Source organism: Microbacterium deferens (genome assembly GCF_045517775.1).
GTDB lineage: Bacteria > Actinomycetota > Actinomycetes > Actinomycetales > Microbacteriaceae > Microbacterium.
The window spans coordinates 580338-604032 of the sequence record NZ_JBEUWT010000001.1 but is presented as its reverse complement, the minus strand read 5'-3'; the positions used below and the strand labels follow the sequence as shown (position 1 = coordinate 604032).

Sequence of the window (23695 nt, the reverse complement as noted above, 5' to 3'; positions counted from 1 at the left end):
ATCGGCCGTCATCCAGGGGCACCCCCGTAGAATCGAGGGGTGAGTACTCCTGTCGTCAAGCTGCCCCTGCCCCGCATACCGGGGCGTCGAGGACGGCTCCAGGATATCCCGGTGCCCGGACACAAGAAGGTGCTGCTGGCGGCCCCGCGCGGGTACTGCGCCGGCGTCGACCGCGCGGTCGTCGCGGTGGAGAAGGCGCTCGACCGTTTCGGTGCACCCGTCTACGTGCGCAAGCAGATCGTGCACAACATCCACGTCGTGCGCGAGCTCGAGTCCCGCGGGGCGATCTTCGTCGAAGAGGTCGACGAGGTTCCGCCGGGATCTCACCTCGTCTTCAGCGCCCACGGCGTCTCGCCGGCGGTCGTCAACGCGGCCGCCGAGCGTCAGCTCCAGGCGATCGATGCCACGTGTCCTCTCGTCACCAAGGTGCACCGCGAGGCCGTGCGCTTCGCTCGTGACGACTTCGAGATCCTGCTGATCGGCCACGAAGGCCACGAAGAGGTCGAGGGCACGGCGGGCCACGCGCCCGACCGTGTGACGATCGTGAACTCTCCCGACGAGGCCGACACCGTCGAGGTGCGCGATCCGTCGAAGGTCGTGTGGCTCTCGCAGACGACCCTCTCGGTCGACGAGGCGATGGAGACCGTGCGGCGTCTGCGCCTGCGTTTCCCGCAGCTGCAGGATCCGCCGTCGGACGACATCTGCTACGCCACCCAGAACCGCCAGGTGGCGATCAAGAAGGTCGCGCAGGACGCCGATCTCGTGATCGTCGTCGGCTCGGCGAACTCGTCCAACAGTGTGCGTCTCGTCGAGGTCGCGCTGGAGTACGGCGCGAAGGCCGCCTACCGTGTCGACTACATCGACGAGGTGAAGCAGGAGTGGCTCGACGGCGTCGAGACCGTCGGTGTCACCAGCGGCGCATCGGTGCCCGAGGTGCTCGTCGAGGAGGTCATCGCCGAACTCGCCGGTGCCGGCTATCGCGACGTCGAAGAGGTCAAGACCGCCGAGGAAGACCTCCTGTTCTCGCTCCCGAAGGAGTTGCGGTCGGACGACCGTGCCCTCGGCGGGCGGAGCCGCGCGTGAGTACTCCCGACCCTGACGATCGGCCGCGCCCGCAGTACGGCGAGTACGCCTCGCCGGAGGAGCAGCGGGCGCGCATCCGTCAGCCCGATGCCACCGACGCTCTGCTCGCGGGCCAGGCCCTCGATGCTCCCGCGACCTCCGCCTCCGCGCCCCCGGCGACCCTGGCCGAGCAGACGCGGCGAACGACATCGGCCCCCTCGACGTCGGCGCTCGCGCGCCCTCTCACCGGCTGGCGTCTCGCCGATCGGATCATCACGATCGGTCTGCTCGCCTACGGGCTGGTCAACGTCATCGCCACATCGGTGCAGCTCTTCTCGTTCGAGCAGTACGCCAACACGATCCTCGGATTGTTCGGCGTCGATCAGGCCTTCACCAATGTCGCGCAGGGCCAGCTGTGGGGAACCGTCGCCGGGATCACGATGATCGTCGGGTGGCTGCTGACCGCCACCCTCACGTGGCGTCAGCTGCGCCGCGGCCGCATCGCGTTCTGGATCCCCGTGGCCGGAGCGCTCGTCGTCAGCATCGCGGTGTCGATCTTCATCACGGTTCCGATCCTCAACGACCCCGCCTTCAGCGAACTGTTCAACCAGGTCGCGACGTCGGGGAGCTGAACCTCCGGCGCCTCCGTCTCGTGTTCTGAGGAGGAGGCGGTCGATGCGTGCAGACGAGGCGGAACAGCTCGCGGCGCTCTACGACGCGCACGCGGCCCCCGTGTGGCGGTACGTGGTATCGCTGACGGGTGATCGTGCGGGTGCCGACGACATCGTGCAGGAGACCCTGCTGCGCGCCTGGCGGACGCCCCGCATCATGGCTGATGACCCTGCCGCGCTCCGCTCGTGGATGATCACCGTGGCCCGCAACCTCGTCGTCGACGAGGCGCGGAGCGCGCGGCGCCGGCATGAGAACCCCGTCGCCGACATCCCCGACCGTGCGACCTCCGACGACACCGACGCCCTCTTCGACGCGCTGCTCATCGAGGAAGCCCTCGCGGCGCTCAGCGCCGATCATCGAGCCGTGATCGTGACCGCCTACTACGGCGGCCGCAGCGTCGCGCAGTGCGCGGCCGCCCTCGGGATCCCCGAAGGTACGGTCAAGTCGCGGCTGCACTATGGATTGCGAGCGCTGAAGCTCGCCCTGCAGGAGAAGGGAGTCACGCGATGAACCCCGATCACGCGCGCTTCGCGGAATGGGACGCCGCCTACGTGCTGGGCGCCCTGTCGGCATCCGACCGACGCGACTACGAAGACCACCTGGCGGAGTGCGCCGAATGCACGCGCGCGGTCGGCGAGGTCGCCCCCACCGTCGGCCTGCTGTCGCGGATCGCCGCGCCGCCGCTGACCGAGCGCGACGAGGAGCCGGATGCTGCGCGCCGCGCGCAGCTCGTTTCGATCGCGGGTCGCCGCGCACGCCGTCGGCGGGGGTGGTGGGTGGGCGCGGGCGTCGCGGCCGCAGCAATCGTCGTCGCAGCCGTCGCCGTTCCGTTGACGATCGAGAGTGCTTCGCAGCAGGGGAGCGTCTATGCCCTGGAAGACCTCGCCAACGCGCCCCTCGAAGCATCCGTCCGGCTCACGGACGCCGCGTGGGGAACCCAGATCGACCTGGTCTGCCGATACAGCGGCGAAGTGCTCGATGCGCCCGAGGGCGGGTGGCCGTACGCGCTCGCCGTCGTCGATGCGAACGGCGCGTCGACGACCCTCTCGACCTGGCGGGCGGAACCCGGGTCGACCACGCAGCTGAGCGCGGGGACCGACCTGGGCGTCGGCGACATCGGGGCGGTGGAGATCCGCACGATCACCGGCGAGCACGTGCTCATGCGCTACGAGGCCGATCGCTGAGCCGCACTCGCGGGGTCGTAGGATCGTGCGATGCCCCGACTCCTCGCCGTCTGCGCCGTGCATCAGCTGCGTCCTGATTCGGGGTCGCTCGGCGTCACCGCGATCGACAAGCGCCCGCTCGACGGCGCGGTGAAGGTCGGGCCCTTCGGTGTGCGCGGCGACGTGCAGGCGAGCCGTAAGCACCACGGCGGTCACGACAAAGCGCTCTACGCCTACGCGCAGGAAGACGCCGAGTTCTGGGAGCGCGAACTGGGCCGGGCACTGCCGCCCGGCTGGTTCGGCGAGAACCTGCGTGTCGAGGGACTCGACGTCAACGCGGCGCGCATCGGCGAGGTCTGGCGCATCGGCGACCGCCTCGAGGTGCAGGTGACGATGCCGCGCACGCCCTGCGCGACGTTCGCCCGGTGGGTGGGCGGCAGCGCCGCGCGCGGCTGGGTGAAGCGCTTCGACGCCGAGCGCCGCCTGGGGCCGTACCTGCGCGTGCGGCGGGCGGGCAGCATCCGTGCCGGTGACGAGATCGTCGTGGTCGCCGCGCCGGCCGGCGCACCCGCGCTGCTCGACGGCTACCGCGGCGCCTGAGACCGAAACGACCGCGAGACCCGTCCTGCGTGACGAGACTCCCGCAGAATGTCGGGGTCTCGCCGCGCGGAACAGGTCTCGCGGATGCTGCGGATCGGGTCAGGCGGCGAGGGACTTGCCGTGCGAGCCGAGCTGCTTGGTCGCCTCGACGACGCGGACGGCCATGGCCGACTCTGCGACCTTGCCCCACGCACGCGGGTCGTACAGCTTCTTGTTGCCGACCTCGCCGTCGAGCTTCAGGACGCCCTCGTAGTTCGAGAGCATGTACCCGGCGATCGAGCGGGTGAAGGCGTACTGCGTGTCGGTGTCGATGTTCATCTTGATGACACCGTTCGCCACGGCGAGGGCGATCTCTTCGTCGGTCGAGCCGCTGCCGCCGTGGAAGACGAGGTCGAGGGGCTTCGGTCCGGTGCCGAAGCGCTCGGCGATGCCGGCCTGGATCTCACCGAGCAGCTCGGGACGCAGCTTCACGCCGCCGGGCTTGTAGACACCGTGCACGTTGCCGAAGGTCAGGGCAGAGATGTAGCGACCCTGGTCGCCGAGACCGAGGGCCTCGACGGCCTTGGTCACGTCGGCGACGGTGGTGTACAGAGCCTCGTTCGAGCCCTCGTGCTGAACGCCGTCCTCTTCGCCGCCGACGACGCCGACCTCGATCTCGAGGATGGCGTTGATGTTCTTCAGGCGCGGAAGCAGGTCTTTCGCGATCTGGATGTTCTCGTCGAGGGGCACCGCCGAGCCGTCCCACATGTGGGACTGGAAGATGGGGTTGCGCCCCGCGCGGACCTCTTCTTCGGACGCCTCGATGAGCGGGAGCACGAAGCCGGGGAGGGCGTCTTTCGGGCAGTGGTCGGTGTGGAGCGCGACCGTGATGGGGTAGTTCTTCGCGACCTCGGTAGCGAACTTCGCGAACGCCAGCGCGCCGGTGGCGCGGGCCTTGACGCTCTGACCGGCGAAGTAATCGGCGCCGCCGGTGGTCACCTGGAGGATGCCGTCGGAGCCGGCCTCGGTGAGGCCCTGGAGGACCGAGTTGATGGTCTGCGAGCTCGACACGTTGATGGCCGGGTACGCGAAGCCGCCGGCCTTCGCGCGGTCCAGCATGTCGGCGTACTGCTCAGGTGTGGCGACGGGCATAGTCGTGCTCCTTGGGTTAGACAGGGGTCTTCGCTCAGCCTAGCGAAGGGGGCCGCGGCGCACCGGGAGGTCGCCAGCCCGACCAGATCGACGCCGGATGCTGTGTGGTTAAGAACTGCGATTCCTTCGCGTTCTGTCGACGTCAATTCTCCGGATCGGTGCGATCATGCCGCGTAGGCTGGCCGCATGGTGAGCCTTACCGCGGACATGAGCCCGCTGCATCCCGACCGCAACCTCGCACTCGAGCTCGTTCGGGCGACGGAGGCGGCGGCGATTCGCGCCGTCCCGTTCGTCGGTCGCGGAGACAAGGAAGCCGCCGACGGCGCCGCCGTCGACGCGATGCGGGCGTTCTTCACGACCGTCGATTTCGACGGCACGATCGTGATCGGCGAGGGCGAGAAAGACAACGCCCCCATGCTCTACAACGGCGAGAAGGTCGGCAGCGGGCGGGGACCGCAGTGCGATGTCGCCGTCGACCCGATCGACGGCACGACGCTCACGGCCGCGGGGCGTCAGAACGCCCTGTCGGTCATCGCCGTCTCCGATGCCGGCAGCATGCTCGACGCCTCGACGGTGTTCTACATGGACAAGCTCGTCACCGGTCCGGCCGGCGTCGGCGTCGTAGACATCCGGCTGCCGATCGGTGAGAACATCCGCCTCCTGTCGAAGGCGCTCGGCAAGCCCGTTGAAGAGATGGTCGTCTCGGTGCTCAACCGCCCCCGTCACGAGCAGCTGATCCAGGAGATCCGGGAGGCCGGCGCCGGAACCCGGCTGATGAGCGACGGCGACGTCGCCGGCGGCATCAACGCGGCGCGCCACAACGCGCGCACCGACATGTGCGTCGGGGTCGGCGGAAGCCCCGAGGGCATCGTGACGGCGTGCGCGATCAAAGCGCTCGGCGGTCACATCCAGGGTCGACTGCGTCCGCGCGACGACGAGGAGCGCCAGAAGGGCGCCGACGCCGGGTTGAGGTTCGACGACTACGTCTACGAGGCCGATGACCTCGTCCGCGGCAAGAACACGATCTTCGTGGCCACCGGCGTCACGGACGGTCAGCTCGTGGGGGGCGTGCGCCGCGAGGGCGACTTCCTCTATACGGAGAGCGTCGTGCTGCGCGGAGCTTCGGGAACCCTCCGGTGGATCTCGTCGGAACACCTCACGTCGAAGTGGCTCTGACGCCTCTTCTGTGACCGCCCCGTGTGCGGCATCGACGCGCGGACCCGCCGTCGTGACCGAGTCGTGACGACTCGTTCAGGTGATGCATGGCAAAATTGACCTCGGTGTCAACGGCGATGCTTCCGTGATCACAGACGTGAGGGGAGTGGACATGTCCGCTCAGTCGAGCCAGTCCGCACCGCAGACCGGTGCCCAGGCCGTCGTCGCCGACGCCGTGGCACACGCCGCCGCAGCCGCCGCCGTCGCAGCTCCGATCGACCCCGCGCGTCGGCCCGACGTGCTGTTCCGCGTGCGACGGGAAGAGGGCCACGAGCCCAGCGTCTGGTGGATGATCGGCGCGTTCGTGATCGTCTCCGGCGCCGTCATCTCGCTGCTGAGCTTCGTGCCCGGCGGGGCAGGCTGATTTCTCCCGTGGCGCCGATCGGCGCCACGTCGGCTCGCTAGAGCCGTCCGCGAAGGTCGCCGAGGTCGGCGATGGTCGACGGCGCCGCATCGTCGAGGCCGTCGAGAAGTTCGGGCGCCGTCCACCGGCGCGTGCTGCGGTCGATCACCGCGGGGGCCGACGCCGCCTCGAGGCGTGTGTCGTCGATACCGGGGAACTTGCGCGCGCTGACGAGCACGCGGCTCTCGAGCGACCCCGCGAACTTGTTGTACGAGTCGACCGTGCGTTCGATCGCCCGGCGAAGGTCGTCGGCGTGCCCGGCGAGGGTGCCGATGCGCTCGTACATCTCGGTGCCCAGGGCGAAGAGCTGCCGCGCCTCCTGCGAGACGTCCTGCTGCGTCCACGTGTAGGCCACGGTCTTGAGCACGGCCCAGAGGTTCACCGGTGATGCGAGTGCGACCCGCTTGCCGAAGGCGTAGTCGAGCAATGCCGGGTCGTGCTCGAGTGCGGCGGACAGGAGGGATTCGCTCGGGATGAAGCACACCACGAACTCGGGACTCGATTCCAAGCCCGACCAGTAGCTCTTCTTCGCCAGGGCGTCGACGTGCGCCCGCACGGCCCGCGCGTGTCGGTCGAGCAGCGACGCGCGTCGCGCGGCTTCTTCGCCCTGGGCGGTGAAGGGGATCGCGCTCGCCTCGAGGTAGGCGTCGAACGGCACCTTCGCATCGATCGCGAGCGTCTTATCGCCGGGGAGCCGCACGATCATGTCGGGACGCCCCGCGCCGGCCACCGTCGAGATCGTCGCCTGTGTATCGAAGTCGACGTACCGCATGAGGCCCGCCGCCTCGACCACGCGGCGGAGCTGGGTCTCGCCCCACACGCCACGGGTGCTGCTCGAGCGCATCGCCGACGCAAGGGCCTCGGTCGTGGAGCGCAGCGCCTCGTCGGATTCGTGCGCGCGCCGCAGCTGCTCGCTCAGCGATCCGAACTGCATCCCGCGCTCGCGCTCCAGTTCTTCGACCTTGCGATGCATCGTCTCGAGGGAGTCGCGCACGGGCGCGAGCGCCCGAAGCACCGTCTGCTCTCGACGCTCGCGTTCCTCGCGCGCGGCCTGATCGGCGCGTGCCTGACCCGCGAGGTCGCGGTAGAGCAGCTGCTGGTGGTCGAGCTGCGCCTGCACACCGATCCTGGCCGCGTCAGCCGCGGCGAGCCGGGCCGCAGCATCCGCCTGATCGCGCACCGCACGCACGTTCGCGCGACTCGTGCCGACGACGAAACCGGCGGCGAGACCGAGGGCGACGCATACGACCAGCGTCAGGAGGAAAGCAGGTGCGTCCATGTCGTCAGGATGCCGCAGCCCTCCGACATCGCGTCACGCCACGGCGGAGAGGGCCGGAACGGCGGGCTCGGCGATGGCGATCCGGCCCATGCGCACGCCCGCGGATGCTGCGAGATCGGCGATGTTGCTCACACCGGCTCGCCGCGCGGCGTCGATGACGATGTGCGCGCACGCGAGCGAGTCGGCGACGGCGTCGTGATGGTCGAACTCGCTGAAGCCCGCCTCGGCGGCGACGAAGGGCAGCCGGTACGACGGGAGCTCGTACGTCTTGCGCGCGAGCTGCAGGCTGCAGAGGTAGCGGTAGGGCGGGCACTCGTCGCCCGTCGCCTCGCAGGCCCGGCGCAGCACGGCCATGTCGAACCCGGCGTTGTGCGCGACGAGCACGTCGGCCCCGGCGAAGGCGGCCAACGGCGTGAGTTGCTCGGACCAGCCGAGGGCGTCGGCGCAGTGCTCGGGGCGGATGCCGTGGATGCCGATGTGGAAGTCGAGGAACTCGTCGTGGCCCGGCGGGGGCTTGATCAGCCAGCCCGCGGTCGCGACGACCTCGCCGTCGCGCACTCGGGTGAGTCCCACGGAGCACGCCGAGGCACTGCTGGAGTTCGCCGTCTCGAAATCGATAGCGGTGAAGTCCAGGGGCACGGATCCAGGGTCGGATGCCGGAGTGGGCACCCGGGGGAGGCGCGCCGGGGCCGACACAACTCCGGCAGGACGACGCCGCAGGCGCGGAAGCGGCGGTTCGCGTCGCGGGGCGGCCCGCGACGTCCGTTCTGAAGCAGGTGTGTCGGTCGTAGGGTCGATGCATGGCCGATCGCACGGAGATGTCGAGATCGTTCGGGGCCGAAGCCGCCGCCTACGAGGCCGGTCGCCCCGACTACCCGCTCGAGGCGGTCGAATGGATGCTGGAGCCCATCCGTCGCTCCGGGCATACGCCGCGGGTGGCCGACGTGGGTGCGGGAACCGGCAAGCTCACCCGCGTTGCCCTGGCGGCGGGGGCGGAGGTCGTCGCGGTCGATCCCGACGCCCGGATGCTCGACACGCTGCGCGCCCACGTCGCCGGGGTGCCGACCCGTGTCGGCACCGCCGAGAAGCTTCCGCTGCCCGACGGCTCGCTCGACGCGGTTCTGGTCGCGCAGGCGTGGCACTGGGTCGACCCGGAGGCCGCCTCCGCGGAGGCCGCGCGCGTGCTCGGCGACGGCGGAGTGCTCGGGCTCGTCTGGAACCTGCGCGACGAGAACGTCGACTGGGTGCGCCGTATGACCGAGGTGATGACGCCGAGCAACGCCGAGCTCATGCTCGCTCAGGGGACGCCTCCCGTGGGCCCGCCCTTCGGCGAGTTCGAGCATCGGCGCTGGACGTGGAGCCGACCCATGACGCGCGAGACGCTGTTCGCGATGGCGCGCTCGCGCAGCTACTCGGCGACGGTCGACGATGCCACTCGCGCCCGCATGGCCGCGCAGCTCGGCGAGCTGTTCGACGACATCGGTGCGACGGGTGACGCGGTCGTCGAGCTCCCGTACACGACGGAGGCGTTTCGCTTCCTGCGCCCCTGACGGACCGCTCTTGACGCACCGGGCGGAGGGCGCAGCATCCGCCCGCCTAGACTTGGTGCCCGTGGCTCTTACCATCGCGATCGTCGGACTGCCCAATGTGGGCAAGTCCACCCTGTTCAACGCTCTGACGAAGAGCACGGTTCTCGCGGCGAACTATCCGTTCGCCACGATCGAGCCGAACGTCGGCGTGGTGAACCTCCCCGACCCCCGGCTCGACCAGCTCGCCGGGGTCTTCTCGAGCGAGCGCACCGTGCCCGCCGCCGTGTCGTTCGTCGACATCGCCGGCATCGTGCGCGGCGCGAGCGAGGGCGAGGGGCTGGGCAACCAGTTCCTCGCGAACATCCGAGAGGCCGACGCGATCGCGCAGGTCGTGCGCGGATTCGCCGACGGCGACGTCGTGCACGTCGACGGCGCGGTCAACCCGCAGAACGACATGGAGACGATCAACGCCGAGCTGCAGCTCGCCGACCTCCAGACGCTCGAGAAGGCCATCACCCGGTACGAGAAAGAGGTGCGCGGCAAGAAGCTCGACCCCGTCGTGCTCGAGACCGCCACCGCCGCGCGCGACGCGCTGCAGCGCGGCGAGGTGCTCTCCGCCACGTCGATCGATCTGGCTCCGATCCGCGAGCTGGGCCTGTTGACCGCCAAGCCCTTCATCTTCGTGTTCAACGTCGACGAGGCGGTGCTGACGGATGCTGCGCGCAAGGCCGAACTCGCAGCCCTCGTCGCTCCTGCCCAGGCCGTGTTCCTCGACGCGAAGATCGAGTCGGAGCTGATCGACCTCGACCCCGAGGACGCCGCCGAGCTGCTCGCGTCGACCGGTCAGGACGAGTCGGGCCTGGACCAGCTCGCCCGCATCGGCTTCGCCACCCTCGGACTGCAGACGTACCTGACGGCGGGTCCGAAGGAAGCGCGCGCGTGGACGATCCCGCAGGGCTCGAAGGCCCCGCAGGCGGCGGGCGTCATCCACACCGACTTCGAGAAGGGCTTCATCAAGGCCGAGGTCATCTCCTTCGCCGACCTTTTGGAGCTCGGCTCGGTCGCCGAGGCCCGCGCGAAGGGCAAGGCTCGTCTCGAGGGCAAGGACTACGTCATGCAGGACGGCGACGTCGTGGAGTTCCGCTTCAACAACTGACATCCCGCGCGGTGGGCGCCGCTAAGGTCAGGGTCATGGATAGCCCGAACGAGCGCGCGTTCGCCGACTTGAAGCGAATGGTCGACACGTACGGCTGGGCGGTGAGACACGTACTCGGCATCGCGTCTGCCGCACCGTTCTCCTACACGGTTGGTCTCACGACGAGAGGGTGGGACGAGCTCCTGATCACCGGCCTGCCTGCAGACGTCGCTGACGTCTTCATCAGGAATGCGGTGGACGAACAGGAATCGAGAGGAGCGTTCCAACCGGGCGATCGCACAGATGCCCTTACGGAGTCGGGCTCGGTGGCGCTTATCCGGGTCGATGACCGCCGCGGGTTGACGGCGGCTGAGAGGATGCTCGGCGACTTCGAAGCACTTCAAATGGTGTGGCCGGATTCGAGCGGCAATCTCCCGTGGGATATCGGCTATCGCAATACGCCAGAAGCACAACCGGTCCTAGGTCCAACTCCGAGGCCGAATCGTGCGCCGTGATGCTCATCGGTGGCGTAACCCGGTGGAGTTCCGCTTCAACAACTGGCGGACACGAGGCAGGGCATGAGCGGTGTGGGTGTCGACGTGACCGCTCCTGTGCTGCATCCGCTCGAGACCTCTGATCGTCCGGGTTTCATCACGCGCCTGCAGGCCGCCTTCGATGCCGGTGCGGCGGCCTTCGGGAACGAATCCGACGAGCCGGTGATCTCCGAAGCGGAGATCCGTCAGTCGATGGATCAGCCGGGTGCCGCAACGTGGGACGTCCGACAAGATGGCAGACGCGTGGGCGGCGCCGTCGTCGCGATCGGCGAAGACGGGCGCCGAGCATCTCTGGACCTGCTGTTCATCGACACAGCCGAGCAGGGGAAGGGCCTCGGCAAGAGGGTGTGGGCCTGCATCGAGGCCCGCTATCCCGCGGTCGAGGTCTGGAGAACCCTGACCCCGTACGAAGACACGAGGAACATCCACTTCTACGTCAACACGTGCGGCTTCCACATCGTCGAGTTCTTCCACCCGGGCCACCCCGATCCGAGCGAACCTCCTCGAGCCGGGAGCGCGGGGGAGGCATCCGGTGCGGATCTGATGTTCGCGTTCGAGAAGAGGCGTTCGCCCGCGGATGACGACGCCCGCTCAGACGTGCGCGTCGATGGGCCGCAGGACGAGAATCCGGTGGAGCTCCGCCCCGATGACCGAGGGGGCGTTCTGGGGACGGAAGGCGTCACAATGCGGCGACGGCTTCGAGACGGATTCGATGCGACGTCCCTCGCGCTGGCGGACATCTTCCAGACTTGGGACGTGCTCGGTGTGTACGAGGACGAAGACGACCGGCCCGAGGATGACGAAGAGTACGACGACCTGGTGAGCCCGATGCGCGTCTGGCTGTCGAGCGGCATGACCCCGGAAGAACTGAGCCGGTCACTGACGGAGAAGCTCCGACGCGACTATGGACTCTCCCCGGAATCGCCCTTGGCTGAACTCGACTTCACGTCGCGAGTCCATTCATGGTGGCATTCATCCGCACGACCGGGCCCAGTACGCGGGTCAGCGCGCGAGGGATGAGCGGAAACGGGCGGGCGTGGTGCCCAGCAGTTTCACGAAGTGTCTCGTGAGGTGCGCTTGATCGTGGAATCCCGCCTGCGCGGCTGCGCGCGCGGGGCGATGCCCGCTGATGAGGAGTTGGCGTGCGAGGTCGACTCGTCGTCCGGTGACGTAACGATGGGGCGGGAGGCCGAAGGCCGCGACGAACGACCTCGAGAGATGGCTGGGATGACTGTTCAGCAGATCGCTCGCCTCCGCGAGTGACACGGCGCCGGGCAGTCGTGCCTCGAGAAGCTCGCGGAGACGGCGGGCAAGGCCATGGTCGCGGAACGACCGACCGGTGTCGTCGGCTCGCGAGGCCACAGCATCCGAAAGTTCGATGAGGGCTTGTTCCGCGGCGAGCCCTTCGCCGGGGGTCGCCAACGCCCGATGTGCGCGGCGCGTGGCAGTCAGGAGATCGACACGAGTGGGCTGGTCGACGATGGCGCCGATTCCGGACCGAGAGGCCCACGACGCGTCGAGATACGCCACGCGCTTGGCGAAGCCCGCCGCGCCGGGAGCAGCGCGTCCGTCGTGAGCGACTCCCGGCGGAAGCAGAGTCGCGGCGGCGTTGTCGGCGATATGCGCTCGGCCGCCCAGGGTGTAGACCACCGCGCCTTCGTCGACCAGCATGAGCGCCCAGTCGGCGTGGGCGTGCAACGGATAGGCGTGGGTCGTCATCCGGGCGTGGAGGACTTCTCTCACCCCGGGCACCTCCGATGGCCACACATGCATCTGTGTGAGCTCCGCCATGCGAGAAACGTACAAGACTCCGCCCGCCCCCGTGCCGGATCGTGGAGCCATGACCGACGAACCCGTGCGCTTTCCCACCCGCATCGCCCTCATCCTCCGCGACGATCTCGAGCCGTGGCAGAGCGTCAACGTGGCCGCGTTCCTCGCGAGCGGCGTCGCCGCTGACACCGCCCTGCTCGGCGAGCCGTACGTCGATGCGGATGGCACCGAGTATCTGGCGATCTTCGGACAGCCCGTCATCGTCTGGGAAGGGGACGGGGAGGTGCTGCAGGGTGTGAGAGCGAGAGCCGTCACGCGTGACCTCCGCGTGTCGGTCTACGACCGGCGGATGTTCGGTACGACCCACGACGCGGCGAACCGCGAGGTCGTCGCCGCATCCGCCGGTGTCGACCTCGACCTCGTGGGTGTGGCCGTCCACGGGTCGAAGAACGCCGTGGATCGCATCCTGAAGGGTGTTCCCCGCCACCGGTGAGACACGGGGGACGAGCTCACCGCGCGGCGGTCAGGACTCCGAGGGCTCCAGGGGGAGCTCGAGTCCGTAGTTCCACGACATGATGGCGGGCTGCTCGCGGTAGAAGCTCAGAACCGACACCGATCCGGCATCCAGGGTGATCTGAGCCCCGAAACGCGGCGCCATGCGCAGGAAAACGGCGGTCAGGATGCGGAGGAAGTGGCCGTGGGCCACGAGTGCCACGTCGCCGTCGACCATCGCGGGGAGCACCCGGGTGAGCACCCGCGAGGCGCGTCCGGCGACCTCTTCGACCGTCTCGCCCGGCGTCTCCCCACGGATCACGCCGTGGGTGAAGGCGCTCCAGTTGTAACCGAGCTCTTCGCGGATCTCGCGCGTCGTGCGCCCCTCGTACCCGCCGTAGTCCCATTCGACGAGCAGCGGGTCGATCTCGGGGTGCAGGCCTGCGAGCTCGGCGGTGCGTCGCGCGCGCTCGAGCGGAGAGGTCAGCACCAGCGAGAAGTCGTACCCCGCAACCAGACGGCCGGCGCCGCGGGCGAGGTCCTCGCCGCGAGCGGTGAGGGGGATGTCGGTGAGTCCGGTGTGCTTGCCGCTCTTGGACCACTCGGTCTCGCCGTGGCGGAGGAGAACGAGCTTGCCCGAGGGGTTGTCGGGTGCGGGCCGGTCGGGCAGCGGGTCGTTGGTGATCACACCGCAACCGTACTGTCCGCCGGGGCGAGAACGGCGCCGATCGGGCGGGCGCTCTCACTCGCCCGGCCATAACTCAGGATGGATGGTGCGCCGCGGTGGCGGCATCCGCATGTTTCCGGGGTAGCGCACCCGGCAGACCGGCATCCATCCTGCGTTCTGGTCGGACGTTCTGCTCGGGCGGCCGGTCGGGCGTTCTGGTCGGAAGGAGGAGCAGGTCCGGTGGCCGGCGTCCGTCACCGGGCCCGGCGGTCGGGGAGAATGGAGGCATGACGATCAGTGCCCCGCAGACCTTCGAACCCGACGGCCGTTCCATCCCCTTCGTCGACGAGGGCGAAGGGCACCTGCTCGTGCTCCTGCCCGGTCAGGGTCTGAGCATCGCCTCGCTCGGCACGCTCGCGCACGTGCTCGAGGAGGAGGGCTTCCGCATCCTCCGCATCGGCGTGCGCGCGCAGTCGCCCGACACCGCCCCGGTCACCCTCCACGACCTCGGCCGGGACGTCGTCGACGTACTCGACCACCTCGGCATCGGTCAGGCCTGGATCGGCGGCCACGGCTTCGGCAGCACGCTCGCGCGCGTGATCGCCCGCGACCACGCCGACCGCGTCGAGGGCCTCGTGCTGCTCGGCGTCGAGGGATCCGAACCCGTCTCCGCCGACGCGTCCGCCGCTCTCGATTCAGCCTTCGCTGCAGAGACGGCGGCCGAGGCGGGAGACGCCATCCGCGTTCTCGCGGGCGAGGCGGTCGACGCGGGCTTCGCATGGAACGTCTTCTCGCGCCTGCGCGACGACGATGCGCGCGCGCTGCAGGCGGCCGCACGGGCGGCGACCCCCGTCGAGGACTGGGAGCCGCTGGCCGAGCGCATTCCGGTGAACATCATCCAGGGCACGCACGACCGCATCGATCTTCCCGAGACGGCCGAGAAGCTGCGGGCGACGGCCCCGACGCGGGCGAGCCTTGCGAGCATCGAGGGCGGCGGGTACCTCGCGGTGATCACGCACCCGGGCGAGATCGGCGCCGAGATCGAGGACTACCTCGGCTGGGATTGACCCGCCCCTCCGACACGGACGACAGGACACAAGATGACCGCGACACTCGTGGCTCGCGGTGTGGCCGGCGGCTACGGCCACCGCACGCTCTTCGACGCGCTCGACCTCACCATCGCCCCGGGCGACGTCGTGGGCGTCGTCGGGGCGAACGGCGCCGGCAAGTCCACGCTGCTGCGTCTTCTCGCCGGGGTGGACGAACCGCAGGCCGGCACCATCACCCTCGCGCCCACCGACGCCTTCGTCGGGTGGCTGCCGCAGGAGCACGAACGCGTCCCCGGTGAGACGGTCGCGCAGTACATCGGACGCCGCACCGGCTGCACGCGGGCGACGGACGAGATGGATGCTGCGGCCGCCGCGCTCGCCGATCCGTCGCCCCCGGACGGTGCCGACCCTGCCGACGTCTACTCGGCGGCGCTGGAGCGGTGGCTGGCGAGCGGCGCGGCCGATCTGGACGAGCGGATCCCCGCGGTGCTCGCCGACCTCGGCCTCGATCTCGCGAGCGAGACAGAGATGACGTCGCTGTCGGGCGGTCAGGCGGCGCGGGTCGGACTCGCGGCCCTGCTGCTGTCGCGGTTCGACATCGCCCTTCTCGACGAGCCCACGAACGACCTCGACCTCGACGGTCTGGAGCGGCTCGAAGCCTTCGTGCGCGGCCTGCGGGGCGGCGTCGCGCTCGTCAGCCACGACCGGGAGTTCCTCGCGCGGTGCGTCACGCGGGTGCTCGAGCTCGATCTCGCCCAGGGGTCGAACCGTGTGTTCGGCGGCGGGTACGACGCATACCTCGAGGAGCGCGCGACGGTGCGACGTCACGCGCGCGAGAAGTACGACGAGTTCGCCGACAAGAAGGCCGATCTCGTCGCCCGCGCGCGCACTCAGCGCGAGTGGTCGAGCCAGGGCGTGCGCAACGCGATGAAGAAGGCGCCCGACAACGACAAGATTCGGCGGAAGGCCGCGACGGAGTCGAGCGAGAAGCAGGCGCAGAAAGTGCGCCAGATGGAGAGTCGCATCGCCCGCCTCGATGAGGTCGAGGAGCCGCGCAAGGAGTGGCAGCTCGAGTTCACGATCGGTGCGGCGCCGCGGTCGAGTTCGGTGGTGTCGACGTTGAGTTCAGCGGTCTTCACGCAGGGGCCGTTCACGCTCGGTCCGGTGTCGGTGCAGGTCAACGCGGGGGAGCGGATCGGCATCACGGGGCCCAACGGCGCCGGCAAGTCGACGCTGCTCAGGGCGCTCCTGGGCCGTCAGGAGCCCACCGAAGGAACGGCCGGTCTCGGCGCCAACGTGCGCATCGGGGAGATCGACCAGGCTCGTTCCCTCTTGGCAGGCACCCAGCCGTTGGCCATCGCCTTCGAGGCGTTCGTACCCGAGATGGGGTCGGCGGACGTGCGCACGCTTCTGGCGAAGTTCGGGCTCAAGGCGGACCACGTCAACCGTCCGGTCGACGAGCTGTCGCCGGGCGAGCGCACGCGCGCGGGGTTGGCGCTGCTGCAAGCGCGGGGCGTGAACGTGCTGGTGCTCGACGAGCCGACGAACCACCTCGACCTGCCGGCGATCGAGCAGCTCGAGCAGGCGCTGGAGTCGTACGACGGAACCCTGCTGCTGGTCACGCACGACAGGCGGATGCTGGACGCGGTGCAGACCGACCGCCACTGGCACGTCGACGCCGGTCGGCTCACCGAAGCCTGAGACCGCGGGTCGCGAGGGACGGACGCCGTCAGCGCCCCTGGCGCTTCTTGAACGGCTTCGGCTGTCCTTTGACCACGGGAGCTCGGCCCGTTCCCTTCGACGCCTTCGCCTTGCCACCCGCGGGTGCGGGCACGTTGCCCGACGACACGGGGGTCTCGGCGATCTGCCGGCGGGCCTCGTCGAGGAACAGCTCGCCGGCGGGTGTGAGTGTCGTCTTGCCGTTCGCGCGTGTGAAGAGGGGGTGCCCGATCTCGTTCTCGAGCTTCTGGATCGCCGAGTAGAGCGCGGGGAGCGAGATGCCGAGCGATTCCGCGGCGCGAGGGAAGTGCAGCTCTTCTGCGGCGGCGACGAACCGCACGAGGGACTTGAGACGGCTCACCTCTCGAATCTAGCCTGGCGACCGCCCCGCCCCGATCCCGGGGCCGCGTGGCAGACTGCCGAGGTGACAGACATCGAGATGGCCCGGATCGGCGGAGGGGCTGTCGTTCTGTACGACGCCCGCCTCGAACGACGGTGGACGGTGGAGCTCGAACCGTTCGAGATCGGCGTCTACCCGGTTACCCAGGAGCAGCTGTCCGAGATCATCAGCGCACCCTCACCCGACCCGCGACGGCCCGCGACGGGGGTGAGCTGGCTGCGCGCGATCCGGTTCTGCAATGCGGCCTCGGAGTGGGAGGGACTCGACCCCGCCTATTCGTTCGAGGGTGAAGAGGTGACCTGGCACGTCGATTCCGACGGCTTCCGGCTACCGACCGAGGCGGAATGGGAGTTCGCCTGCCGCGCCGGTTCGACGGGCTCGCACTACGGCCCGCTGCGTGAGGTCGCATGGACGAGCGCGGACGGGGTGACGACTCCGCAAGACGTGGGCGCGAAGCATCCGAACCTCAACGGGCTCTTCGACACGCTCGGCAACGCGTGGGAATGGTGCTGGGATCTGCTCGATCCTGCACGCTACGGCGACTATCGGGTATTCCGAGGCGGCGGGTTCGCTGACGACTCGTGGACGGTACGCGCGTCGACCCGCCGCGGTGGGCATCCTCGCACGGGCCAGGACGACGTCGGATTCCGTCTCGCGAGGGGCGGATTCGACGGCACGGATGCTGCGCAGGGGTGGTCGGCGGCGCTGGATGCCGAACGGGGCGCGGCCGCAGACCCGCACTAACGAATCTCACAGCCGTCCGTGTCCCCCATATGGGGGACAAGACACTAGAGTATTCCGAGTTGGGCAACCCTCACTGCCCCTTCTCAAAGGACGCCCCCTCCTGGGCGGCGAGGGTTGCCCGACTTTCGAGCCGACCTGCTCTCAGGCGTCGGCCGGGGCGGGAGCCGCCTCCGGTGCTTCGCCCGGACGGCGGGCAGACGCATCGGCGAACGCCTCTCCGACCGCTCGGCCCTGGATGATGGCGGTCAGGTCGATTCCGGTCGCGGCGCGGACCGCGTCGAACGATGCGCGAAGCCCCGTCGCCGACTCGGTCGCGAGGTGTCCGCTGGCGCCTTCGCCACCGAGCACGGTGATCGAACCGACCTTGTCGTAGCCCTTGGCGAACTCGGTCATCATCGGCACGAGCGTCTCGAGCGCCCGCTGAGCGAGGAGCGCCTGCTGGTTCAGCGAGAGCGCCTCGGCCTCGGCGCTGATCGCTGCGGCTCGAGCCTCACCGGTCAGGCGCAGAGCGTCGGCGTCGGCCTCCGCCTTGAGTCGAACGGCCGTAGCTTCCTGCGCGGCGATCTGCGCCCGCGCCTCGGCGGCCTTGACCTGGGCGTACGCCTCGGCGTCGGCCTCCTGCTTGCGCTGGTAGAGGTCGGCGTCGGCGACGCGGCTGACCTCGGACTCCAGGCGGGCCTGGGTGTTCTGCGCCTCTTGGACGAGCACCGCCTGCTGACGCTCGGCACGGGCGAGGGCCTCTGCCTGCTCGGCCTCGGCGTTTGCGCGGCCGACCTCGGCCTTGGCGGCGGCGTTGTTCTTGTCGAGCGCGGTCTGCTCGATCAGGTTCGCCTCGTCGGTTGCGATCTGGCGGGCCCGGATCTCGCGGACGGCGTTGATGCGGGCCACCTCGGCTTCGCGCTTCACGCGCTCGACCTCGGTCGCACCGAGCGCGGAGATGTAGCCGTTCAGGTCGGTGATGCCCTGGATCTGGAACGAGTCGAGGATCAGACCCTGTGACGAGAGGTCTTGCTTGATGCCCTCGGCGATCTGATCCGACAGGCGCTGCCTGTCGCGCATGAGCTCTTCGACGGTCAGCGTGGCGACCACGCCGCGCAGTGCGCCCTCGAGCTGCTCGGTGGTGAACTGTTCGATGGCTTTGTCCTGCGAGGCGAAGCGCTCGGCGGCTCGGCGCACCGACTCGGGGTCGGAGCCGATCTTCACGAGGGCGACGCCGCTCACGTTGACCGTGACACCCGTCGACGACTGAGCGGTGGGCTCCATCTTGATCTGGCGGGCGCGCAGCGAGATCATCTCGGCGCGCTGCGTGAGCGGGTTGACGATGGCGCCGCCGCCGGTGATGACGGTGATGCGCGACGAGGTCACGCCGTCGGTGCTGCGCTGACGCTTACCGACGATGACGAGGGCTTCGTCGGCCTTCGCTACGCGGTACCACGCGCGGATCAGGAGGGCGATGAGGATCAGGGCGACGAGCGCCACCCCGACTCCGATCAGAACCAGAATTCCGATTCCTGCGATTTCCATGGGGTCTCTTCCGTCGTGCGTCGATAGTCGACGCGGCGGTATGCCGGCCACGTCCAATCTATCCGGGGCCTCAGACACGGAGTCAATCGGGGCAGCGGAACGCTCACACCGCGCCGGTCCGCGGCTCTAGAGTGGCCGCATGATCCGTCGTCGCGTCACCGCCCTCAGCGTCGCCGCCGCGGCGGCCGTCCTCCTCCTCGCCGGATGCGCCGGCAGCGCCGACCCGAGCGGGAGCCCGACGCTCTCGGCCTCGCCGACGGCGACGTCCGCATCGCCGACCCCGACTCCGACTCCGACACCTCCTTCGACGCCGACCCCGACGACCTCCACCGAGACGTTGCCGACGGACTGCGCGCAGCTCGGATCCGCCGCGACGCGCGCAGAGACCGTCGGTGACATGACTCTGCAGAGCGACGGCGCAGGCTTCATCCGTCCCGCGCCCGAGGGAGCCACCCTCGCTCTCGGGTGCGACTGGATCGTGGGTGAGGGGGCGGGGGTGCTGCTGCTCATCAGCACCGCGCCCGCCGCGAACGTCACCGCTGCGCTCCCCAGCCTCGCGTCGGAGGGGTACACGTGCCAGGCGGCGGAGGATTTCGGCGCGCAGTACTGCCTCCTGCCGGGGAGCGGCACCGACACGGAGGAAGCGATCGTCGCTCGCGACGACGTCTGGATCTACTACGCGACCGTGAACCGCAACGGCCGCGCCCTGCTGTCGGAGATCGCCTCGGGCATCTTCGGCTGAGGGCGCGGACCGTGTTCTAGCGGTTCGACGAGTCGCCGAGGTCGGTGTCGGTGTATTCGCCGGGGGTCACGTCGTCCTGGTGCGTGTCGCGCCCGTCCGGCGTCTCGACGTCGGTGTATTCGCCTTGGTCGGTGGTCTCGCGCTGGGCTGCGTCTTCGGGATGCTTGTGGTCGGTCATGGCCGCCTCCTCGGGGTATGAGGTCTCGAACGCTACTCCCGGGGCCCCCGGTGCGCACGCCCTTGACACATTCACGTCAACGGTCGGCGGATGCGGCGAGGGCGACGAGGTCTTCGCGGAGGTATCTCGCGTATCCGCCCGGCGTGCGCCCTTCCGAACGCCCGCTCGTGACGACGTTCGCCCGTGCGGAGGCGACGATCGTCGCACCGGCGGCGCGCGCTCGATCCACGATCATGACGTCCTCGTGCTCGGGCACGGGCGCGAAGCCACCCGCCGCTACGAGCGTCGATGACCGGATGCCGAGGTTGGCGCCGTGCACGGCTCCGTTTGCGACTCCGATCTCGTAGGTCGCCAGCCACGCGCGGCGCTGGTGATCGTCGAGATCGCGCAGGTCGGGGTGGACGGTCCCGACGACGACGTCGGCACCGGCCGCGGCGAGGTCGAGCTGATGCGAGAGCCAGTTCGGCGGCACCACCGAATCCGCGTCGGTGTGCGCCGTCCACAGGCGTTCGGGGTCGATGCCGGAGAAGACAGCGCTCGCCGCCGCGGCCCCCGCGGCGCGGGCCGCGCCGACTTTTCCCTCTTCGATCACCACGGTGGCCACGTCGTGCCCCGCGGCGATGGTCGCAGACAGGTCGGTGCACGCGTCGAGCACGACGAAGACGGCGACGGGCACGTGGCTCACCGATCGGACGGTGGCGGCGACCGAGCGCAGGCAACCGCCGAGCAGCTCTTCCTCGTCGTGCGCGGGAACGATGACGGCGATCGCGTCGATGTCGGCACTCACGCCAGCCCCTCCCGCTCGGCGACGGACCCCGGAGCGGTCGCGAAGACGTCGAGCACGAAGTCGGCCTCCTCGTGGCGTGCGATCCGGTGCAGGCCCAGCGAGCGCGACAGCTCGTGATGCACGCGGTCGCCGGTCGTCGCCGCGTCGTCGATGCGACGACGCCAGTGGCACGCGATGACCACGCCGTCGTCGGTGAGCGATCCGCGGATGCGTCGTGCGAGGAGCTCTCGGTCGTCCGCGCCCAGGTAGTAGGCCAGTTCCGACACGATGACGAGGTCGAAACGGCCGTCGGGCCAGGCGCCCGGAAGCATGAACTGTTCGACCCGCACGTTCGCGAGGTCTCGGGTGCGGTCCGACGCGGCCCGCACCGCGGGCTCGGAGGCGTCGACGGCGAGCAGATCGTCGCACCGGTCGGCGAGCTCGGCGGTCAGGACACCGTTGGCGCACCCGAGTTCGAGCGCCCTCGCGAACGATGCCCGCGGGAGCGATGCCCGCAACACCGAGCGCTTGCGTGCCTCGTACCAGCGCGACTCGAACCCCCACGGATCGTCGTGTCGGCGGAAGAAGTCGTCGAACGCCGCGATATCCGCACTCGTCTCCTCGGTGGGGGGAGCGCCGACGTACACCTCGTCGTCGCGGAGGAAGTGCGCGCGCATGCCGTCGTGCACGATCGCCTCTCCGCCGGGGAGCGGTGAGAGCGGCTCGACCTGCGTGCGGTGACGGGCGATCGCTCCCGACTTCGCGGTCCGTTCCGCATCCGTCAGGTGCAGCACCCGCCAGCCGGACGTGTCGACGGCGTCGGGTGTCGCCCAGTGCCAGAGCCAGATGGGATAGCCGACGACCTCCACCGTCGGCGCTCCCAGGTCGAGCGCGATCTCGCCGAGCACGCGATGATCGCGGTGCCCGTCGCCCCACCAGGGTGCCGCCACGAGAACGGCACGATCGGAGAAGCCCGAGAGAACGGCGTTCACGCGTTCGGAGATGTCGGCGCGCTGCTCGTCGACACGCCCATCGTCGAACCCGAGGAACACGAGCGCCGCCGACGGAGCGAGATCGGCGACCGCCTCGACCGTCTCGCTCCGTCGCTCGCGCGCGAGGTCGCGCTCGTCGCCGAGAAGGGGATGCGACGCGCCGCCGTCGGTGACGACGACGACCGTGACCGGGATGCCGACGGCGTGGCACCGCGCGACCAGGCCGCCGGCGCCGAGCGTTTCGTCGTCGGGGTGTGCGGCGAGGACGACCACGGCGTCGGCGGTGAGCCGCAGCGGGGGAGCGGAGCGCCAGGGCGCAGCGTCAGCCCATGTCTGCTCGAGCGTCCCAGGATCGCGGTGGTCGAAGGCGACGCTCACGATGCGACCAGCTTGCGGCCGAGCCCCGCGAGGTCGCGCCGACCGTGATGCTGCCGCAGGTAGATGCGCAGGTCGGCGATCCTGCGTGCGAACGGTTCGTCGGTCGTCAGCGGGGCGGGTCCGAGCGCCTGCTCGGCGAGCGAGGCGATGCGATCGGCGGTCTCGGCGACGGTGGCTCGGACGCGGTGGGCGAGCACCGCCGGCGCGTCGACCCCGCGGCCGGCGCGCCCAGCCGCATCGGTGAGAACCGCTCGTGCGGCCCACGACGCGGCATCCGCCTCGCCCGCGTACGCCGCCGCGAGCTGGTCGGCCCCCTCGCGCGCCGCCGCGCGCGCGAGTGCCTCCGTCAGCGGAAGAGAGGCGCCCCACCAGACGGCGGCCACGCCGATACCGCCCCAGGCGAATCCGGGTCGCCGGAGGTACCACCCGTCGTCGCCGACCGGCGCCGCCGCCGCATCGTCGAAGTCGACGGGCGCGCTCACGACCTGCGCGAGGCCCCGCGACACCCAGGGGCCCGTGTGCGGGTGCACACCGGGTGCGCGAAGATCGACGGCGAAGAGCCGACGTTCGTCGGGCGCTGTCCACGCCGTCACGAGAGCGTGGCTGAGGTGCGACGCCAGGGAGCACCAGGGTTTCGTGCCCGAAAGCACCCACCGCCCCTCGTGCTCGCGGGCCCGCACCGAGACGCCTCTCCCCTCGGCGGCGAAGACTCCCCACGTCGCGTCCTCGCCTGGGACCGCGTCGGTGCTCACGGCGTCGGCACGGGCGGCCTGCGCGAGGATCTGCAGAGCATCGACGTGGGGCTCCAGCATCCGCGCCCCCGCGACGTCGACCGCCGCCGTGGCGGCGAGCGACTCCCAGCCCGCGGAGTGCGACGCAGACGCGACGTCGGGGCCGACCGCGCGCACCCACGCGAGCGTCGCGTCGATGTCGAGGCCGAAGCCGTCGGCCGCGCGCGCCGACCTCGAGATCGCAGCGGCGAGATCCGACGGACTCCCGGGGCCGAGGGTCACATCGACATCGTCCATGTCGCGAGCCTATGCGCGGGTGAACTCTGGGTGTCCGGCATTGCCCGTTGCCCCGCCGGCTGGTATCCGACAGGCATACTGGTCACGTGACTACACCCACCGTTCTCTTCGTGTGCGTTCACAACGCCGGCCGTTCACAGATGGCTGCGGGCTACCTGCAGGCCCTCGCCGGCGACCGGGTCGACGTGCGCTCGGCCGGTTCGGCCCCCAAGGACGAGATCAACCCGGTCGCGATCGAGGCCATGGCCGAGGAGGGGATCGACATCGCGGGCAACGCGCCGAAGGTGCTCACCGTCGAGGCCGTCCGCGAATCCGACGTCGTGATCACCATGGGCTGCGGCGACGCGTGCCCGATCTTCCCCGGCAAGCGCTACGAGGACTGGGAGCTCGACGACCCCGCCGGTCAGGGCATCGACGCCGTCCGCCCCATCCGCGACGAGATCCGCGCGCGCGTGGAGACGCTCATCGCCTCGCTCGTGCCGGACGCGCCGCACGCCTGAGCC

General features: G+C 70.0%; 28 protein-coding genes. 17 read left to right on the top strand and 11 right to left on the bottom strand.

Translation table 11 applies throughout. The features are described from left to right. Positions 1-39 precede the first annotated feature (39 nt). From ABTU82_RS03005 to ABTU82_RS02985, 5 genes are read left to right on the top strand one after another with little or no spacing between them, the layout of a single operon-like run. Entirely contained in the window at positions 40-1083 is a 1044-nt protein-coding gene (locus tag ABTU82_RS03005; RefSeq protein WP_205781197.1) for a 4-hydroxy-3-methylbut-2-enyl diphosphate reductase, read from the top strand. Next, positions 1080-1694 (top strand): DUF6264 family protein, encoded by a 615-nt coding sequence (locus tag ABTU82_RS03000; RefSeq protein WP_116646173.1) that lies wholly within the window; start codon positions 1080-1082, stop codon positions 1692-1694. The genes ABTU82_RS03005 and ABTU82_RS03000 overlap by 4 nt, the downstream gene beginning before the upstream one ends. Positions 1695-1737: 43 nt before the next feature. Next, positions 1738-2244 carry a sigma-70 family RNA polymerase sigma factor gene (locus tag ABTU82_RS02995; protein WP_116646174.1) on the top strand — a complete coding sequence of 169 codons (507 nt, stop codon included), beginning with the start codon at positions 1738-1740 and terminating at the stop codon, positions 2242-2244. Further along, positions 2241-2918: a zf-HC2 domain-containing protein gene (locus ABTU82_RS02990; protein WP_116646175.1), complete on the top strand. Its 678-nt coding sequence runs from the start codon at positions 2241-2243 to the stop codon at positions 2916-2918. The genes ABTU82_RS02995 and ABTU82_RS02990 overlap by 4 nt, the downstream gene beginning before the upstream one ends. Before the next feature lie 30 nt (positions 2919-2948). Then, complete coding sequence (locus ABTU82_RS02985; RefSeq protein WP_116646176.1) at positions 2949-3497, top strand: MOSC domain-containing protein; 549 nt, start codon at positions 2949-2951, stop codon at positions 3495-3497. A 99-nt stretch (positions 3498-3596) separates the two neighbouring features. Here ABTU82_RS02985 and fbaA read toward each other — a convergent pair whose 3' ends face one another. Next, on the bottom strand, positions 3597-4628 hold the full coding sequence (gene fbaA / locus ABTU82_RS02980) for a class II fructose-bisphosphate aldolase (RefSeq protein WP_116646177.1): 1032 nt from the start codon (positions 4626-4628) through the stop codon (positions 3597-3599). Positions 4629-4814: 186 nt separating this feature from the next. On the opposite strand from fbaA, the gene glpX reads away from it, so the two are divergent. Together glpX and ABTU82_RS02970 are read left to right on the top strand one after the other, a co-directional pair. Then, a complete protein-coding gene (glpX, locus tag ABTU82_RS02975; RefSeq protein ID WP_116646178.1) occupies positions 4815-5804 on the top strand; it encodes a class II fructose-bisphosphatase in 990 nt (329 codons plus the stop codon). A 151-nt stretch (positions 5805-5955) separates the two neighbouring features. Beyond that, complete coding sequence (locus ABTU82_RS02970) at positions 5956-6207, top strand: UDP-N-acetylmuramyl pentapeptide phosphotransferase (protein ID WP_116646774.1); 252 nt, start codon at positions 5956-5958, stop codon at positions 6205-6207. A 37-nt stretch (positions 6208-6244) separates the two neighbouring features. Here the strand turns inward: ABTU82_RS02970 and ABTU82_RS02965 are convergent, their stop codons facing one another. Together ABTU82_RS02965 and ABTU82_RS02960 are read right to left on the bottom strand one after the other, a co-directional pair. Further along, a complete protein-coding gene (locus tag ABTU82_RS02965) occupies positions 6245-7525 on the bottom strand; it encodes a DNA recombination protein RmuC (RefSeq protein WP_407171658.1) in 1281 nt (426 codons plus the stop codon). Positions 7526-7558: 33 nt separating this feature from the next. Beyond that, positions 7559-8164 carry an exonuclease domain-containing protein gene (locus ABTU82_RS02960; RefSeq protein ID WP_407171656.1) on the bottom strand — a complete coding sequence of 202 codons (606 nt, stop codon included), beginning with the start codon at positions 8162-8164 and terminating at the stop codon, positions 7559-7561. 161 nt (positions 8165-8325) lie between these two features. On the opposite strand from ABTU82_RS02960, the gene ABTU82_RS02955 reads away from it, so the two are divergent. From ABTU82_RS02955 to ABTU82_RS02940, 4 genes are all read left to right on the top strand, one after another. After that, positions 8326-9075: a class I SAM-dependent methyltransferase gene (locus ABTU82_RS02955; RefSeq protein ID WP_407171654.1), complete on the top strand. Its 750-nt coding sequence runs from the start codon at positions 8326-8328 to the stop codon at positions 9073-9075. Between the two features lie 61 nt (positions 9076-9136). Then, complete coding sequence (gene ychF, locus ABTU82_RS02950) at positions 9137-10210, top strand: redox-regulated ATPase YchF (RefSeq protein ID WP_116646182.1); 1074 nt, start codon at positions 9137-9139, stop codon at positions 10208-10210. A gap of 35 nt (positions 10211-10245) precedes the next feature. Continuing rightward, positions 10246-10704: a DUF4262 domain-containing protein gene (locus ABTU82_RS02945; RefSeq protein WP_133241689.1), complete on the top strand. Its 459-nt coding sequence runs from the start codon at positions 10246-10248 to the stop codon at positions 10702-10704. Between the two features lie 63 nt (positions 10705-10767). Then, on the top strand, positions 10768-11763 hold the full coding sequence (locus ABTU82_RS02940; protein ID WP_407171650.1) for a GNAT family N-acetyltransferase: 996 nt from the start codon (positions 10768-10770) through the stop codon (positions 11761-11763). On the opposite strand, the gene ABTU82_RS02935 is transcribed toward ABTU82_RS02940, so the two are convergent. Then, a complete protein-coding gene (locus ABTU82_RS02935; RefSeq protein WP_407171648.1) occupies positions 11746-12486 on the bottom strand; it encodes a helix-turn-helix transcriptional regulator in 741 nt (246 codons plus the stop codon). The two genes, ABTU82_RS02940 and ABTU82_RS02935, sit on opposite strands and share 18 nt — an antisense overlap. A gap of 97 nt (positions 12487-12583) precedes the next feature. Between ABTU82_RS02935 and ABTU82_RS02930 the strand changes: the two genes are divergently transcribed. After that, entirely contained in the window at positions 12584-13006 is a 423-nt protein-coding gene (locus tag ABTU82_RS02930; RefSeq protein ID WP_407171646.1) for a DUF2000 family protein, read from the top strand. Between the two features lie 30 nt (positions 13007-13036). Here ABTU82_RS02930 and ABTU82_RS02925 read toward each other — a convergent pair whose 3' ends face one another. Continuing rightward, a complete protein-coding gene (locus ABTU82_RS02925) occupies positions 13037-13690 on the bottom strand; it encodes a histidine phosphatase family protein (RefSeq protein ID WP_116646776.1) in 654 nt (217 codons plus the stop codon). A gap of 269 nt (positions 13691-13959) precedes the next feature. Here ABTU82_RS02925 and ABTU82_RS02920 point away from each other — a divergent pair, with 269 nt between their 5' ends. Both ABTU82_RS02920 and ABTU82_RS02915 read left to right on the top strand, forming a co-directional pair. Further along, positions 13960-14739 (top strand): alpha/beta fold hydrolase, encoded by a 780-nt coding sequence (locus ABTU82_RS02920; RefSeq protein WP_407171644.1) that lies wholly within the window; start codon positions 13960-13962, stop codon positions 14737-14739. Between the two features lie 33 nt (positions 14740-14772). After that, positions 14773-16422, top strand: coding sequence for an ABC-F family ATP-binding cassette domain-containing protein (locus ABTU82_RS02915; protein WP_407171641.1), 1650 nt, complete (start codon positions 14773-14775; stop codon positions 16420-16422). Between the two features lie 28 nt (positions 16423-16450). Here the strand turns inward: ABTU82_RS02915 and ABTU82_RS02910 are convergent, their stop codons facing one another. Then, a complete protein-coding gene (locus tag ABTU82_RS02910) occupies positions 16451-16801 on the bottom strand; it encodes a LysR family transcriptional regulator (RefSeq protein ID WP_116646188.1) in 351 nt (116 codons plus the stop codon). Between the two features lie 63 nt (positions 16802-16864). Here ABTU82_RS02910 and ABTU82_RS02905 point away from each other — a divergent pair, with 63 nt between their 5' ends. Further along, positions 16865-17584, top strand: a complete 720-nt coding sequence (locus tag ABTU82_RS02905; protein WP_205781198.1) for a formylglycine-generating enzyme family protein — start codon at positions 16865-16867, stop codon at positions 17582-17584. A gap of 141 nt (positions 17585-17725) precedes the next feature. On the opposite strand, the gene ABTU82_RS02900 is transcribed toward ABTU82_RS02905, so the two are convergent. Then, entirely contained in the window at positions 17726-19108 is a 1383-nt protein-coding gene (locus ABTU82_RS02900; protein WP_116646189.1) for an SPFH domain-containing protein, read from the bottom strand. A gap of 139 nt (positions 19109-19247) precedes the next feature. On the opposite strand from ABTU82_RS02900, the gene ABTU82_RS02895 reads away from it, so the two are divergent. After that, positions 19248-19850, top strand: a complete 603-nt coding sequence (locus tag ABTU82_RS02895; RefSeq protein ID WP_407171639.1) for a hypothetical protein — start codon at positions 19248-19250, stop codon at positions 19848-19850. A gap of 16 nt (positions 19851-19866) precedes the next feature. Here the strand turns inward: ABTU82_RS02895 and ABTU82_RS02890 are convergent, their stop codons facing one another. From ABTU82_RS02890 to ABTU82_RS02875, 4 genes are all read right to left on the bottom strand, one after another. After that, the gene (locus tag ABTU82_RS02890) at positions 19867-20028 is read right to left on the bottom strand and encodes a hypothetical protein (protein WP_165817896.1); all 162 of its coding nucleotides are present in this window, start codon (positions 20026-20028) and stop codon (positions 19867-19869) included. Between the two features lie 76 nt (positions 20029-20104). Next, positions 20105-20815, bottom strand: coding sequence for a glycosyltransferase family 2 protein (locus ABTU82_RS02885; RefSeq protein ID WP_240606754.1), 711 nt, complete (start codon positions 20813-20815; stop codon positions 20105-20107). Further along, positions 20812-22164 (bottom strand): PIG-L family deacetylase, encoded by a 1353-nt coding sequence (locus ABTU82_RS02880; RefSeq protein ID WP_407171635.1) that lies wholly within the window; start codon positions 22162-22164, stop codon positions 20812-20814. The genes ABTU82_RS02885 and ABTU82_RS02880 overlap by 4 nt, the downstream gene beginning before the upstream one ends. Continuing rightward, complete coding sequence (locus tag ABTU82_RS02875; protein WP_407171633.1) at positions 22161-23192, bottom strand: acyl-CoA dehydrogenase family protein; 1032 nt, start codon at positions 23190-23192, stop codon at positions 22161-22163. The genes ABTU82_RS02880 and ABTU82_RS02875 overlap by 4 nt, the downstream gene beginning before the upstream one ends. A gap of 86 nt (positions 23193-23278) precedes the next feature. On the opposite strand from ABTU82_RS02875, the gene ABTU82_RS02870 reads away from it, so the two are divergent. Further along, entirely contained in the window at positions 23279-23692 is a 414-nt protein-coding gene (locus tag ABTU82_RS02870) for an arsenate reductase ArsC (protein ID WP_407171631.1), read from the top strand. Positions 23693-23695: the final 3 nt, after the last annotated feature.